This is a genomic window from Streptomyces uncialis (genome assembly GCF_001905345.1).
GTDB classification, from domain to species: Bacteria; Actinomycetota; Actinomycetes; order Streptomycetales; family Streptomycetaceae; genus Streptomyces; species Streptomyces uncialis.
In genome coordinates this window covers 855,286-869,639 of sequence record NZ_LFBV01000002.1, presented here as the reverse complement: position 1 = coordinate 869,639, position 14,354 = coordinate 855,286, and the positions used below count along the sequence as shown (strand labels likewise).

Annotated in this window: 11 protein-coding genes; 8 read left to right on the top strand and 3 right to left on the bottom strand. The window is 75.3% G+C overall.

Translation table 11 applies throughout. The annotated features are described in order from the left end of the window. Window positions 1-227: 227 nt before the first annotated feature. The 7 genes from AB852_RS12050 to AB852_RS12020 all read left to right on the top strand — a co-directional run bounded on the left by AB852_RS12050 (window position 228) and on the right by AB852_RS12020 (window position 10,139). Window positions 228-1,868, top strand: coding sequence for an FGGY family carbohydrate kinase (locus AB852_RS12050; protein WP_245876728.1), 1,641 nt, complete (start codon window positions 228-230; stop codon window positions 1,866-1,868). A gap of 194 nt (window positions 1,869-2,062) precedes the next feature. Continuing rightward, a complete protein-coding gene (locus AB852_RS12045) occupies window positions 2,063-3,448 on the top strand; it encodes an FAD-dependent oxidoreductase (RefSeq protein ID WP_073787779.1) in 1,386 nt (461 codons plus the stop codon). Beyond that, the gene (locus AB852_RS12040; RefSeq protein WP_073786858.1) at window positions 3,445-4,803 is read left to right on the top strand and encodes an NAD(P)/FAD-dependent oxidoreductase; all 1,359 of its coding nucleotides are present in this window, start codon (window positions 3,445-3,447) and stop codon (window positions 4,801-4,803) included. The genes AB852_RS12045 and AB852_RS12040 overlap by 4 nt, the downstream gene beginning before the upstream one ends. A 96-nt stretch (window positions 4,804-4,899) precedes the next feature. After that, entirely contained in the window at window positions 4,900-6,828 is a 1,929-nt protein-coding gene (locus tag AB852_RS12035; RefSeq protein WP_178391010.1) for an ABC transporter ATP-binding protein, read from the top strand. Between the two features lie 463 nt (window positions 6,829-7,291). After that, on the top strand, window positions 7,292-7,744 hold the full coding sequence (locus tag AB852_RS12030; RefSeq protein ID WP_073786856.1) for a hypothetical protein: 453 nt from the start codon (window positions 7,292-7,294) through the stop codon (window positions 7,742-7,744). 647 nt (window positions 7,745-8,391) lie between these two features. Beyond that, a complete protein-coding gene (locus AB852_RS12025; RefSeq protein ID WP_073787777.1) occupies window positions 8,392-9,153 on the top strand; it encodes a DsbA family protein in 762 nt (253 codons plus the stop codon). Next, window positions 9,150-10,139: a cytochrome c biogenesis CcdA family protein gene (locus AB852_RS12020; RefSeq protein ID WP_079184534.1), complete on the top strand. Its 990-nt coding sequence runs from the start codon at window positions 9,150-9,152 to the stop codon at window positions 10,137-10,139. The genes AB852_RS12025 and AB852_RS12020 overlap by 4 nt, the downstream gene beginning before the upstream one ends. 143 nt (window positions 10,140-10,282) lie before the next feature. Here the strand turns inward: AB852_RS12020 and AB852_RS12015 are convergent, their stop codons facing one another. After that, on the bottom strand, window positions 10,283-10,993 hold the full coding sequence (locus tag AB852_RS12015; protein ID WP_079184533.1) for a class I SAM-dependent methyltransferase: 711 nt from the start codon (window positions 10,991-10,993) through the stop codon (window positions 10,283-10,285). A gap of 365 nt (window positions 10,994-11,358) precedes the next feature. Next, entirely contained in the window at window positions 11,359-12,408 is a 1,050-nt protein-coding gene (locus tag AB852_RS12010; protein WP_245876727.1) for a saccharopine dehydrogenase family protein, read from the bottom strand. 223 nt (window positions 12,409-12,631) lie between these two features. Between AB852_RS12010 and AB852_RS12005 the strand changes: the two genes are divergently transcribed. Continuing rightward, window positions 12,632-13,339 carry a TetR/AcrR family transcriptional regulator gene (locus AB852_RS12005; protein WP_073786852.1) on the top strand — a complete coding sequence of 236 codons (708 nt, stop codon included), beginning with the start codon at window positions 12,632-12,634 and terminating at the stop codon, window positions 13,337-13,339. Between the two features lie 108 nt (window positions 13,340-13,447). Here the strand turns inward: AB852_RS12005 and aac(3) are convergent, their stop codons facing one another. After that, a complete protein-coding gene (gene aac(3) / locus AB852_RS12000) occupies window positions 13,448-14,296 on the bottom strand; it encodes an aminoglycoside 3-N-acetyltransferase (protein WP_073786850.1) in 849 nt (282 codons plus the stop codon). Window positions 14,297-14,354: the final 58 nt, after the last annotated feature.

Genomic DNA, 14,354 nt, shown 5'->3' with positions numbered 1-14,354 from the left:
CGTCCGGGCGGCGTCCGCGCCTTCGGTGACGGGCGGTGCGGTGCGGCGGCCGTGGGGGAGCCGGTGATTCGGACAAGTCGCCTCCAGCGTAGGTGCGTTGAGCTGCGATGAGGCGGGCTTGACCGGCGCCGGTATGTGCTGGACGCTGGCGCGGTGATCACCCGCCGCCGGAGTGCCCGGCGCCGGACACCGGCGGACACGCCGCACGGCGCACCGGAGGAGGACACATGACGGCCGGTACCCGTTCCGCCGCCCGGCCCGTGCTCGCCGTCGACCAGGGCACCTCCGGCACCAAGGCCCTCGTCCTGTGCCCGCGGCGCGGGGTCATCGGCAGCGGCAGCGCCCCCGTGCACCCCCGCGAGGGCCCCGGCGGCCTGGTCGAGGTGGACCCCGCCGAGCTGTACGGGTCCGTGGTCCGCGCCGGGCGGCAGGCCCTCGCCGACGCGGGGGAACCGGTGGCCGCCGTCGGCCTCGCCAACCAGGGGGAGACCGTACTCGCCTGGGACCGGGCGACGGGACGCCCCCTCACCGCGGCGCTGGTGTGGCAGGACCGGCGCGCCGCGTCCGTCTGCGCCGAACTCGCCCCGCACGCCGAAGCGTTACGCCAACTCACCGGACTTCCGCTCGACCCGTACTTCGCCGCCCCCAAGATGACCTGGCTGCGCCGCCACCTCACCCGCGAGGGCACCGTCACCACCAGCGACGTCTGGCTGGTGCACCGGCTCACCGGCGCCTATGTCACCGACGCGGCCACCGCCGGACGCACCCAGCTCCTCGATCTGGACCGGGTCGCGTGGTCCGGCACCGCCCTCGGGATCTTCGGGCTCGACGGCGAGGACCTGCCGGAGATCGTGGACTGCGACACCCTGGTCGGCACGACCACCGCGTTCGGCCCCGAACTCCCGCTCACCGGACTCCTGGTGGACCAGCAGGCGGCGCTGCTCGCCCAGCGGGTCACCGAACCGGGCACCGCCAAATGCACCTACGGCACCGGCGCGTTCCTCCTCGCCCAGACCGGCCCGCAGCCCCGCCGGGGGGACTCCGGGCTGGTGAGCTGTGTGGCCTGGCGGCTGTCCGGGGAGACGAGCTACTGCCTCGACGGGCAGGTGTACACGGCCGCGTCGGCGGTCCGCTGGCTCACCGGCCTCGGGGTCGTCTCCGGCGCGGCGGACCTCGATCGGGTCGGCGGGTCCGTCCCGGACAGCGGCGGGGTGACGTTCGTCCCCGCCCTCGCCGGTCTCGCCGCGCCCTGGTGGCGGGGCGAGGCGCGCGGTTCCCTCACCGGTCTCGGCCTCGGCACCCGGCCCGGACATCTGGTGCGCGCCCTGTGCGAGGGCCTCGCCGCGCAGGTCACCGCCCTCGCCGACGCCGCCGCCCGGGACCTCGGACGGCCGTTGACCGTGCTGCGCGTCGACGGCGGCCTCACCCGCTCGGCGCTGCTGATGCAGACCCAGGCGGATCTGCTCCAGCTCCCCGTCGAGGTGTCCGCGCTGCCCGATGCCACCGCGCTCGGCATCGGCGCGGTGGCGAGGCTGGGCCAGGAACCGGGCCTGACCGTCGACGAGGCCGTGCCCCACTGGCGCCCGCGCACCGTCTACGAACCCCGGATCGACGCGGACGAGGCGGCCGAACGGCTCACCGTCTTCCACGCGGCGGTCACCGCGGAACTCGAACGTACGGACCGGACGGAACACACCGCACGGGAAGGCGGCGCCCCGCTTCCGGCGCCCCGTCCGGCGCGGACGGCAGCGGACACGGAAGCGGACACGGAAGCCGAAGCGGATACACACGCGGCAGCGGATACGGAGCGCGCGGCCGGGGCACGTCCGACCGGCGGTGCGGAACGGGCGGCGGGGACCGACCGGTGAACGCCCCGCACGCGCACACCTCCGCCCAGGTCCCGGCGGTACAGGACTCGCGGAACCGGCCCGCCCGGTCCGCCCACGTCCCGCCCCCCGACCGGCACGCCGTCCCAGCACATGGCGTACCGGCGCCCGCCGTACCGTCGGCCACATACGGCGCCGTCACCCGCGGCGGCGACCTACCGGCGGCCGTCTACGACATCACGGTCGTCGGCGCCGGGGTCGTCGGCAGTGCCGTCGCCCGTGAGCTGGCCCGGTACCCGGCCCTGCGGACCGCGCTGGTCGACGCCCGCGACGACGTGGGGGACGGCACCTCCAAGGCCAACACCGCGATCCTGCACACCGGTTTCGACGCCGTCCCGGGCTCGCTGGAGTCCCGCCTCGTACGGGACGGATCACGGCTGCTCGCCGCGTACGCCGCCGACTGCGGCATCCCCCTCGAACGGGTGGGCGCGCTCCTCGTCGCCTGGGACGCGGAGCAACTCGCGGCCCTCCCGGCACTCGCCGCGAAGGCCCGGCGTAACGGGTACGACGACACCGTCCTCCTCGACGCCGCCGAAGTACGCGCCCGCGAACCCCGTCTGGGGCCCGGCGTACTGGGAGCCCTCGCCGTCCCCGGCGAAAGCGTCGTCTGCCCCTGGAGCACCACCCTCGCCTACGCCACCCAGGCCGTGCGCGCCGGAACCGACCTCCATCTGAACTGCCGGGTGGCCCGGGTGGACCGGGTGACCGGGGCCGCCGGGCACCATGTCCTGACCACGGACCGGGGCACCCTGCGTACCCGCTGGCTGGTGAACGCCGCCGGGCTGCGCGCCGACGAATTCGATCTGCTGCTCGGTCACCGGGACTTCACGGTCCGCCCGCGCCGGGGCCAGCTCCTCGTCCTCGACACCCCGGCCCGCGATCTCGTCCGCCACATCCTGCTGCCGGTGCCCACCGCCCTCGGCAAGGGTGTCCTCGTCACCCCGACCGTGCACGGCAACGTCCTCGTCGGCCCCACCGCCGAGGATCTCGACGGACCGGACGCCAAGGACGACACGGCGACGACCGCCGAAGGGCTGGCCGGGCTGCGGGCCCAGGGCGCCCGGATCGTACCCGCGCTCCTCGGCGCGGAGGTCACCGCCGCGTACGCGGGGCTGCGCGCCGCCACCGGACACGAGGACTACCGGGTCCGCGCCCACCCCGCCCAGCGGTACGTCACCCTCGGCGGTGTCCGCTCCACCGGGCTCAGCGCCTCCCTGGCCCTCGCCGCCCACACCCTGGACCTGCTCACCGGCGCGGGACTCGATCCCGGCCCGTCCGCCGCGCTGCCGCCGATCCGGGTGCCGGACCTCGGCCGCACGGCCGAACGCCCCTGCGTCCGGGCCGACCTGATCGCCCGCGACCCCGCCTACGGCACGCTCGTCTGCCACTGCGAACGGGTGTCCCTGGGCGAGATCCGGGACGCGCTCGACTCCACCGTCCCGCCCGTCACCCCGGACGGTCTGCGCCGCCGCACCCGGGCCCGCGGCGGCCGATGTCAGGGCTCCCACTGCGGAGCCGCCGTCCGCGACCTGCTCCGGCGGGCGGGAGGAACCCCCACATGAACACATCCAGCACCAGTACCAGCGACGACAGCCCCAGCGGCAGATCCGGCGGAACCGGCGGCACCCACCGTGACGTCGATGTCCTCGTCGTCGGAGCCGGGCCCGCCGGGCTCGCCGCAGCCGCGCGCCTCGCCGCGCTCGGCGCGGGCCGGGTCGAGATCCTGGAACGCGAACGCGAACCGGGCGGTGTACCGCGCCACTGCTTCCACCGGGGCTTCGGCACCGGCGCCGAGAGCGTCGACGGACCCGCCTACGTCGGGCGCTGGACCGCCGCCGCCGAACGGGCCGGAGTCCGGCTGCGCACCGGGGTCACCGCCCTCGGCTGGACGGGCCCGCTGACCCTCGCCACCACCGGACCCGACGGGCCCGCCGAGGTGAGCGCGCGGGCCGTCGTCCTCGCCACCGGCGCGCGTGAACGGCCGCGCGCCGCCCGGCTCGTGCCCGGGACACGGCCCGCCGGGGTGTTCACCACCGGCGAGTTGCAGCAGTCCGTGTACCTGTACCGGCAGGACGTGGGACGGCGCGCCGTCGTCGTGGGCGCCGAACAGGTCTCGTACCACGCCGTGGACACCCTGCGCCGCGCCGGCGTCGCACCCGTCGCCATGGTCACGGAGTACGAGCGCCACCAGGCGTCCCCGGCGCACGCCACGGCCGCCCGGCTGCGGTACGGCGTCCCGCTGCTGACCCGTACCACCGTCACCGCGCTCGTCGGCCACGGACGGCTCGCGGGCGTCCGGCTGCGGCACTCCGACGGCCGCACCACCACCCTCGCCTGCGACACCGTCGTCTTCACCGGTGACTTCGTCCCCGAACACGAACTCGCCCGCGACGGCGGCCTCGTACTGGACCCGGGCACCCTTGGACCCGCCGTCGACATGTCCTTCCGGACCACCCGCGACGGGGTCTTCGCCGTGGGCAGCCTGCTGCACGCCGCCGAACCCGCCGGAACCGCGGCCCGGGAGGGCGTGCTCGCCGCCGTACCGGTCCTCGCCCATCTCGCTGCCGTCCCCGGCACGCACCGGGCCGCCCCGGTGCCCGTCCGGGTCGACGCCCCGCTGCGCTGGATCGCCCCGAACCTCCTCGCCACCGCCACGGCACGGCAGCCGTTCGTGCTGCGCACGGCGCGGTTCCTCGACCGGCCGGTGCTCCAAGTGGCCCAGGACGGCCGTGTACTGCACCACGAGCGGCTGCGGGGGACCGCGGTGCCCAACCGCACCGTCCGGATGTCCGCCGCCTGGGTACGGGACGTCGATCCGGACGGCGGACCGGTCCGGATCACGGTGCTCGGCACGACCGGCGGGACCCCGACCCCGACCGAACCCCCCGCCACGGACGAGGGAACGGACGCTCCCTGACCGCCGACCCCTCTCCTACGGAGGGAACTTGGCGTCGAATTCCGGGCCAGGGCTTGACCTCAGGATTGCTTGAGGTTTTACCGTCAGGGCATGGACATGGAGACGACAGCGTGGAGCCAGCTCAACGGACTGCTCCACGCGCAGGACCGCCGCCCCTTCAACCGCGCCACCCTCGGCCGTATCGCCACCTTCGCCCGCCCCCACCGCACCCGGATCATCCGCTTCCTCCTGCTCAGCGTCGTCACCGCGTTCCTCGCCGTGGCCACCCCGCTGCTCGCCGGACGCGTCGTCGACGCGATCGTGTCGAACGGGCCGCCGGGCACCGTGGTCCGGCTCGCCCTGCTGATCGCCCTGATCGCCGTCGCCGAGGCGGGACTCGGACTGATGGAGCGGCGGCTGTCCTCGACCCTCGGCGAGAACCTGATCCTCGATCTGCGGCGGGCCGTCTTCGACCATGTCCAGCGGATGCCCGTCGCCTTCTTCACCCGCACCCGCACCGGCGCCCTCGTCAGCCGCCTCAACAACGACGTCATCGGCGCCCAGCGCGCCTTCAGCAGCACGCTGGCCGGGGTCGTCGGCCATGTCGTCACCCTGGTGCTCACCCTCGCCGTGATGATCACCCTGTCGTGGCAGATCACCCTCCTCGCGCTGCTGCTGCTCCCCGTGTTCGTCCTCCCCGCCCGCCGCATGGGCGCCCGGATGGCCGGACTCCAGCGCGAGGCGACCCAGCTCAACGCCGCCATGGCCACCCGGATGACCGAGCGCTTCTCGGCCCCCGGCGCCACCCTCGTCAAGCTCTTCGGACGGCCCGAGCAGGAGTCGGCCGAGTTCTCCGCCCGCGCCCAGCGGGTCCGCGACATCGGGGTGCGGACCGCGATGTCCCAGTACACCTTCATGACCGCGCTGACCCTGGTCTCCGCCCTCGCACTCGCCCTGGTCTACGGACTCGGCGGCTGGTTCGCGCTGAACGGCACCCTGGAGCCCGGCGCCGTCGTCGCCCTCGCCCTGCTGCTCACCCGGCTGTACGCCCCGCTCACCGCCCTGGCCGGCGCCCGGGTCGAGGTGATGAGCGCACTCGTCAGCTTCGAGCGGGTCTTCGAGGTCCTCGACCTGAAGCCGCTGATCGAGGAACGCCCCGACGCCGATGAGGTCCCCGAGGGGCCGGTCGCCGTCGAGTTCACCGATGTGCGCTTCGGCTACCCCGCCGCCGACAAGGTGTCCCTCGCCTCCCTGGAGGAGGTCGCCACCCTGGACAGCCGCGACAGCGGAGAGGTGCTGCGCGGGATGTCCTTCCGCGCCGAACCCGGCCAGACCGTCGCCCTCGTCGGCTCGTCCGGCGCCGGCAAGTCGACCGTCGCGTCCCTGCTGCCCCGCCTCTACGACGCCGACTCCGGAACGGTCCGCGTCGGCGGCACCGACGTACGGGACCTCTCCACCGAGTCGCTGCGCGCCACCGTCGGCATGGTCACCCAGGACGGCCATCTCTTCCACGAGTCGGTCCGCGCCAACCTCCTGCTCGCCCGGCCCGGCGCCACCGAGGACGAGCTGTGGGACGCCCTGCGCCGGGCCCGTCTCGACGAGCTGGTCCGGTCGCTGCCCGAGGAGCTCGACACCGTCGTCGGCGAGCGCGGCTACCGGCTGTCCGGCGGCGAACGCCAGCGGATGACCATCGCCCGGCTGCTGCTGGCCCGCCAGCGCGTGGTGATCCTCGACGAGGCGACCGCCCACCTCGACAACACCTCCGAGGCGGCCGTCCAGGCGGCCCTCGACGAGGCCCTCGCCGACCGCACCGCCGTGGTCATCGCCCACCGGCTGTCCACGGTCCGCGGCGCCGACCAGATCCTCGTGGTGGAGGACGGCCGGATCGTCGAACGCGGCACCCACGAGACCCTGCTCGCCCTCGACGGCCGCTACGCGCAGCTCTACCGCACCCAGTTCGCCGACAGCCGCGAGGAGCGCGCCTACGACCGGGTGCTGCCCGCCGTACGGACCCTGGGCGGCGACCGGACGAAGGAGCTGACGTGACGGCTGCCCGCCGCACCGGTCCGACGGACCGCCCTCCGGATTCCTCCGGACGGCGGTCCGTCCGCCGTTGTGCGCCACTTCACCCGGCGGTACCGGCCGCGCCACCCGCACCGCCCCGCGTACGGGACCTCGCGGCGACCCGTACCGGCCTCGGACGGGGCCGACCAGCATGATCTATCGTGGGCGTGGCCTCCCGGCCGGCCCGCTGTCCACCCGGACGGCGACCGGGCGAAGGAACCGACGTGACGGCTGCCCGCGAACCGGTCGGACCCGGTGAACACGCCGGGCAGGGCGAGCGGCGAACACAGCGGGCAGGACGCGCGCCACGGGCCGTCGGACGGGCGCGACCCACGGACAGGCCCCCTGACCGGTATGAACAGGCACGAACAGGTACACGTACGGCACGGACAGGTACACGTACAGGCGCGGACAAGCGCGGACGAACGGCGGCGGAGGAATCGGTATGGAGCGGGTGAGGACTCCGCGGGCCACGGTCGGCGCCGTGCTCGCGCTGCTCCTCCTGCTGACCACGTGGCTGTGCTCCCTCGCCCGCGCCGACGGCACGGTCACCATGCCGGTCCCGGCCCATGACACCGCGTCCCCGACCCGCGCCGCGGGCCTCGTCCCCGGACCGGCCCCGGCCCGTACCGCCCTTCCGTCCGGCCCCGTCGCCGTCGGCGCTCCCGCCACGGCGTCCGGCACGGTCTCCGACCTCACCCGCCCCTGCGGCAAGCAGTCCGTACCCGAACCGCCCTCGTCGACCCGTGTCCCGCTGCCGCCCCCGGCGCTCCCGTCCTCCCTGGCCCTTCCGGCCGACCTGGTACGGGTACCGCACCTCGGTACGGGCGGCGGCGACCGTTTCTCCGGACTCGCGCCACCGATACCGCTGTCGGTGCTCTCCGTGCTGAGGGTGTAGGCCGCGACCGACCGGGCCCGGCGGCCGTCCGCCGAGTACCGCCCCCGGTGCGCGCCCGCCGCCGACCCCGTGTCAGCTCCCGTCGCCGCACGCCGTACCCCAGGGTCCTGACGCCCGCACGCGCGGTGCGGAACCCGGCGCACGCCGTTCCCGGACGCCCCGAGCGACGGCGCACGGTCCGGCGCGCCGCTCGCCCGCGTTCCCTTCGCGCACCCTGTGCGCCCCTCACGCCGTACGCACCGATCCAAGAGGTACCCATGCCGTCCCAGACCCCTGACCCGACCGGCCCGTCCCCCGAACCGTCGGACACGCCGACCGATCCCACAGCCCCGGCCGCCCAGGACAAGACTGATTCCACGGACAAGGCCACCCCCGCCGCCCCGGCCACACCGGCCGACACCCCGGCCGACACCCCCGACGGCCCCCCGGCTCCGCCCGCCCCGCTCACCCCGGCCGGCCCCGCGCCCACCGACAAGGCGGCCTCCGGCAAGGCCACCCCCGAGCCGACAAGCCTCGACCCGGTAACCCCCGGTCAGGCCACCCCCGCTCAGACCACCCCCGACACGGCCTCCGGCACCGCCCCGCGCTCCTCTCTCCCCGTACCCCCGGACGCGACCCGGCGGCGCAAGGCCGCGGCCTTCCTCGTCCTGGCGCTGGGTCTCGGCACCGCCGCCTTCGCGCTCAGCCTCGGCGGTGAGGAGTCCGACCGGGACCGTAGCGGCGCCCGGTCCGCGCCCTCCGCCCCGGCCGCCGCCGGGTCCGTCGAACCGGTGGAACCGGACCCGCGGAACACCGAACTCCTCGGTCTCGCACGGCGTGACGCGGACGACCGGCTGGCGATCGGCCGGGTCGACGCGCCGGTCGTCATGATCGAGTACTCGGACTTCCAGTGCCCCTTCTGCCGCGAGTTCGCGCGCGGCACCGAACCCGGACTCATCAGCCGGTACGTGGACAAGGGGCTGCTGCGCATCGAATGGCGCAACTTCCCGCTCTTCGGCGAGGAGTCCGAGCGCGCGGCCCGGGCCACCTGGGCGGCCGGACAGCAAGGGAAGTTCTGGGAGTTCCACGACACGGCCTTCGGCGAGGAACGCCCCCGCAACCAGGGCGCCTACGGCCGGGACAAGGTGATCGCCATGGCGAAGGAGGCGGGCGTCCCCGACGCGGCCCGCTTCGCCAGGGATCTCGACTCGCCGGGGGCGAAGCGGGCCGTGGAGCGCGACAAGGAGGAGGGATACGCCCTCGGTGTCTCCAGCACACCCGCGTTCCTGGTCAACGACATCCCGGTACTGGGCGCCCAGCCCGCCGAGTCCTTCGAGCAGGCCGTCGAGAAGGCGCTCGACGCGGCACGCGCCGCCGCGGGGCCGACGCCCTCCGGCGCCACCACGGAGCGGGAGTCGACCGGGCGATGAACGGGATCACGCACACGGCCGCCTTCCTCGGTGGTCTCCTCGCCCTGCTGAGCCCGTGCAGCGCGCTGCTGCTCCCCGCCTTCTTCGCGTACTCCTTCACCACCCGCACCCGGCTCGTCGTCCGCACCGCGCTGTTCTACGCGGGGCTCTGCGCGACGCTCGTCCCGCTGGGCGTCGCCGGGTCCTTCGCGAGCAGACTGTTCTACGGACACCGTGACACGCTCGTCGCCGTCGGCGGCTGGACGGTCATCGCCCTCGGCGCCGCGCAGATCCTCGGGCTCGGCTTCGGCGCCCGCAGGCTCCAGCGGGTGGCGGGGGAGCAGCGTTCGGGCTCGGCGCTGTCGGTGGTGGTCCTGGGCGCGGTGTACGGGCTGGCCGGGTTCTGCGCGGGCCCGATCCTCGGCGGCATCCTGACCGTCGCGGCGATCGGCGGCAGCCCGCTGCACGGCGGTCTGCTGCTGGCCGTGTACGCGCTGGGCATGGCGCTGCCGCTGTTCGTGCTGGCGCTGCTGTGGGACCGCTTCGACCTCGGCCGCAAGCGCTGGCTGCGCGGCCGGCCCCTGGTGGCCGGTCCGTTCACCGTGCACTCGACGTCCCTGGCCGGCGGGGTGTTCTTCATCGCGCTGGGCGCCCTCTTCCTGCTGTTCGACGGGACGTCGGCCCTGCCGTCGCTGCTGGGGACGGGGACCGAGGTCGCGCTGGAGGGCCAGGTCTCCCGGATCGGTGGCGCGGTGTCGGACCGGACCCTGCTGTTCGGGGTGTCGGCGGTGGCCGTGGTGACGGCGCTGATGCTGTTCCTCCGGCCGGGGGCGGGCGGCTCCCGTACCCGTTCCGGCGACCCGGGCGCGGCGGATGCCCCGGAGTCGGCGGGCGTCCCCGACCTCGCGGGTGTGCCGGATGCTCCGGACCCGGCGCGGGCGTCCGACCCGGCCGGTGCGCCGGGGACCGGCACGTCGTCGGAGCCTGTCGGACGGGCGGTGCCGTAGGGCGTCCGGTCGGCGCTCGGTCGGCGTCCGGTGACCCACTCTGCCCGGGGTCCGGACGGGTCGTGAGGGGACCTGACCCGGGTCGTCCTGGCCGTCTGCTTCAGGACCGGGACGACCCGGACGGCCAGGACCCCCATGACGGTTCACGCACGGGGAGCCGTACCGCCCACCCGCGCGAGAACCAACAGGTAGGGGACGTCCCACACCAGGCGGCCGTCGGTGGCCGTGTTGTGCTCGGCGAACAGGGACGACAGCGCGGCCCGTGCCGCCGTCCACCGGCCCGCCGCCTCCAGGGCGGCCCGGTGCGCGCGCAGCGGGCCGGGCTTGTTCTCGAAGACACGGACGGCCGCCGCGACGGAGGGGTAGGCGACCCGGACACCGCACACCCGGGTACGAACGGTCACCGGCAGCGGGGCGAACCAGGGGCGGACGTGCTCGGGGTCACCCCAGCGGGTGGGGACCGGACCGGACGGGGGCGCCGGGAGCCGGCGGGTGACGGTGGGCGCGATACGGCCCATCACACCGTCAGGGGTCCAGGACGCGACCGCCACCAGCCCGCCGGGACGGCAGACCCGGACCAGTTCGGCGGCGCAGCGGGCCGGGTCCGGTGCGAACATCACCCCGAAGGTGGACACCACCACGTCGAAGCTGTCCGTCGCGAACGGCAACGCCGTCGCGTCCCCCGCCACGAAGCGGGTCCGGCCGCCGAGCCCGGTGTCCCGGGCCCGGTCCCCGGCGAGCCGCAGCAGCCCCGGTTCGCGGTCCAGCCCGACAGCGGTGGCGCCCGCGCGGGCGGCGGCCAGCGCGGCGGGCCCGGAGCCGGTGCCCACGTCGAGGACCCGCGACCCCGTCACCCCGGCTCCCGCTCGGTGCGCCCAGGCGTCATCTGTCCCGGTACCCGTACCCGTACCCGTTGCCCAGGCGTCCGCTGTCCCCGTCCCGGCGGCCCCTGTTCGCGCCGCCCTCGCACCGGCGGTACCCGTACCAGCGGTCCTCCTGCCGGCCGCCCCCGTTCCCACGGCCCCCGGTACGACCGACTCCGCGAGGGCCACCGCCATGACGTCGTCCGCCGCGTGTGCCCAGGCGTCGCCCGCGTCGGTGTACGCGCGCGGGCCGCCGTCCCGCCAGTGCGGATGCGTGGGTCCGGTACCTTGCCCGGTCCCGGTCCGAGGGCCGGTGCCGTCCCGGTGGTGCGCGGCCGTGCCGCGCGGGTCGGCGGTCAACGGATGTCCCCGGGCAGCAGCCGCCGGACGGTGAGCCCGGCACCGGTCAGCGCTTCGGGCAGCTTCGCGAACACCGGCAGTTCCTCGATGTGGTGGACGCCCGGGGGAACGGCGCCGCTGAGCACCTCCCGGGCCGCGTGGGCGGCCATCAGCGCGGTGAACCGGCTCTGTTCCCGGCCGGTGGCGGCCCACGCGGCATGTCTGCCGCCCCGGTGGGCGTCGGCGCGCACCACGAACCGGTCACCCCCCAGGCGCACCCGGCGGAACGCCTCCGTGAGCAGCCGTCGCGGTCCCGCCCGGCGGACGGCGCGCAGCGCCCCGGTGCGGCGCAGGACGAACAGCAGCGCGGTGAGCGCCCGGGAATCGAGGGACAGCCGGGTGGTCACCTCCGCCACCCCGAGGGTCCGCGCCAGCGTGTGCTGGTCGGAGAACGGAAACGGGTACGCGGTCCTGGTCCTGGTCCCGTGGCCGGGCAGCGAGATCCGCAGGGGGCGGGCGGCGGTCGGCGCGGCGAGCCCGTCCACGGTCCAGCGCACGGCGTCGGCGCCGTGCCGTTCGCCCGACCCGAGCAGCACCGTGAGGTCGATCCGGTCCGCCCCGCCGACCTCCTCGTGGGCGCGGCGCGCGAGGAGGTTCGTCAGCCCCGGCGCGACCCCCACACTGAGGACGGCCGCCGCGCCCGAGCCGACCGCGATGTCCCGCAGCGCGGTGACACCGTCGAGGAGCCGCCGGGTGGCACCGATGTCGACCAGCCCCGCACCGCGTTCCAGACACACCCGCGCGATGCCCTGGTCCGGGGGCTCGACGCACAGCACCACCAGCGTCACATCGCCGAGTTCGTCCAGGACGGCGCCGAACCCCGCCGGGTCGCCCACGTCGACCCGGACCCCGCCGTGCCGCTCCGCCTTTGCCGCATCCCGTCCGCCGGGCACCACCCGGCCGGGGAACCAGTCGCGGAGCGTGCCGGTCACCGTCGCCCCGACCGCTCCGTAGCCGCCGGGAACCAGAATCCGCCCGGCCGGACCACCGGGATTCGCTGTAGTCATACTCCAGTGAAACACACTGTAGTGTCACTACAGTGAAAGGCGGGGTCCGGGCATCCATCCCGGCCCCCAGGGCCACCCACTCCTGGTCTTAGGGCAACCCACCCTTGGCCCTGGGGCCATCCACCCCAGGTCACCGCACCGCGACCGGGCCCCGCCCCGTCCCGCGCCACCCGCCCGGCCCCGGGCGCACGCCGACGTGACCGCAGGCCCGAGGGAGACACCGATGACCGCACCGCTCACCCGCGCGGAGAAGACCCGCCGCACCCGGCGGCGCATGCTCGACGCCGCCGCCCGGCTCTTCGTCGAGCGCGGCTGGACGGGCGCCACCGTCGAGGACATCGCCCGCGCCGCCGAAGTGGGCGTGCAGACCGTGTACTTCACCTTCGGCACCAAACGCGCTCTGCTGGGGGAGGTGCTCGACACCGCGATCGCCGGGGACGCCGACCCGGCCGCCACCCTCGACCGCCCCTGGGCCCGCGAGGTCGTCGCCGACCCCGACCCGGCCGCTCAGCTCGCCCGGCAGGCCGCCGGGGCCCGCCGGGTGCTGGAACGGGCCGCGCCCGTCCTGGAGGTGGTCCGCACGGCGGCCACGGCCGAGCCGGAACTCGCCGCGCTGTGGCGGACCAATCTGGAGCAACGGCACACCGTACAGCTCCACTTCGCGCACGCCCTGACCGCCAAGGCGGCCGAGACGGCCCTGACCGCAGAGACGGCCAAGACGGCCGAGACCGGCAAGCCCAGCGAGGCCGGTGCGCCCGACGAGCCCGGCGGCCCGCTGCGCGACGGCCATGACGCCCGGTCCGCCGCCGACATCATGTTCACGGTCCTCGGCCCGGAGACCTACGGGCTGCTGGTCACCACCCAGGGCTGGTCCCCCGACCGCTGGGAGCGCTGGGCAGCAGACCTCCTCACCCGCCAGCTCCTGCCCTGACCCGAGGACGGAGCCGGAGCCGGGGCTGGGGCCGGAGCCGGGGGCCGGGGCCGGGTACCTACGCCGGGCCCCGGAGCGGTGGCCTCCGGCGGAACGCCCCGCGCCCGGCTACCCGTTCAGCTTCTCCTCGATCCACGAGACCCCGAAGTCCACCACCTCGGCGGCCTCGAACAAGACGCTCCGCGCCGCGCCCACCCGCCCCTCGCGGCCGATCCCCGCGGCCAGCATGTCCCGCGCGATGACCTCGAACGGCTCCGCGTCCTCGGGAACCGCGGGGGAGTAGTCGAACGCGCCCTCCTCCGAGTCGATGTCATGGAAGCGGCGCCACACACGCTCGCCGCCGGCCAGGACCGGCTGTTCGTACTCCACGAACCGCTTGCCCGGGGCCTTCGCCAGCGCCTCGGAGTGGTGCAGCAGTGTCATGGTGTCCAGGGGCGCGCCCAGCAGGAGCACCCGTCCGCCGTGCGCGGCGAGCCGGGCCAGCGGACTGCCCGGGCCGTGCGGGCCGTCCCACGGGTGGTCGGCCGTCAGCTCCGACGCCCGCGCGCCCAGCGCGGCGAAGCTCGCGTCGGGATGCCTGCTGCGGACGGCCCCCGGCCAGCGGCGCAACGCCTCCGGCAGCCGGCCGTTGTTGTGGTCGGCCTCGCTCAGCACGGGGTCGTAGGCGGGCTGTCCGGCGCGCAGGGCGTCCTGCCACTCCTGCGGCCAGGTCACGAAGTCGTAGGGCGGCGCGTCGTTCCAGCCGCAGGTCACCATCAGGGTGCCCCGGGCGCCCACCACGTCCAGCAGGGCGCTGATCACGGTGGGCGGTCCACCGGCCACGTAGCCGATCGCCGACATCCTGGTATGGAACATCACGGTGTCCCCGGCACCGAGTCCGAGCGCGGTCAGGTCCTGGGCGATCCGCCGCCGGGTGACCGGACCGCCGGACCTTTCGAGCAGGGTGGTCTCATCCATGATCGTGAACCTATCGCCGGTCCCGGCCGCGGCGGCAAGCGGTTTTCGTCCCGGTGGC

Excerpts from the sequence above, each read along its gene's own strand:
- AB852_RS12050 (WP_245876728.1), top strand. The coding sequence starts at position 228 with ATGACGGCCGGTACCCGTTCCGCCGCCCGGCCCGTGCTCGCCGTCGAC.
- AB852_RS12040 (WP_073786858.1), top strand. The coding sequence starts at position 3,445 with ATGAACACATCCAGCACCAGTACCAGCGACGACAGCCCCAGCGGCAGA.
- AB852_RS12035 (WP_178391010.1), top strand. The coding sequence starts at position 4,900 with ATGGAGACGACAGCGTGGAGCCAGCTCAACGGACTGCTCCACGCGCAG.
- AB852_RS12030 (WP_073786856.1), top strand. The coding sequence starts at position 7,292 with ATGGAGCGGGTGAGGACTCCGCGGGCCACGGTCGGCGCCGTGCTCGCG.
- AB852_RS12020 (WP_079184534.1), top strand. The coding sequence starts at position 9,150 with ATGAACGGGATCACGCACACGGCCGCCTTCCTCGGTGGTCTCCTCGCC.
- AB852_RS12010 (WP_245876727.1), bottom strand. The coding sequence starts at position 12,408 with ATGACTACAGCGAATCCCGGTGGTCCGGCCGGGCGGATTCTGGTTCCC.
- AB852_RS12005 (WP_073786852.1), top strand. The coding sequence starts at position 12,632 with ATGACCGCACCGCTCACCCGCGCGGAGAAGACCCGCCGCACCCGGCGG.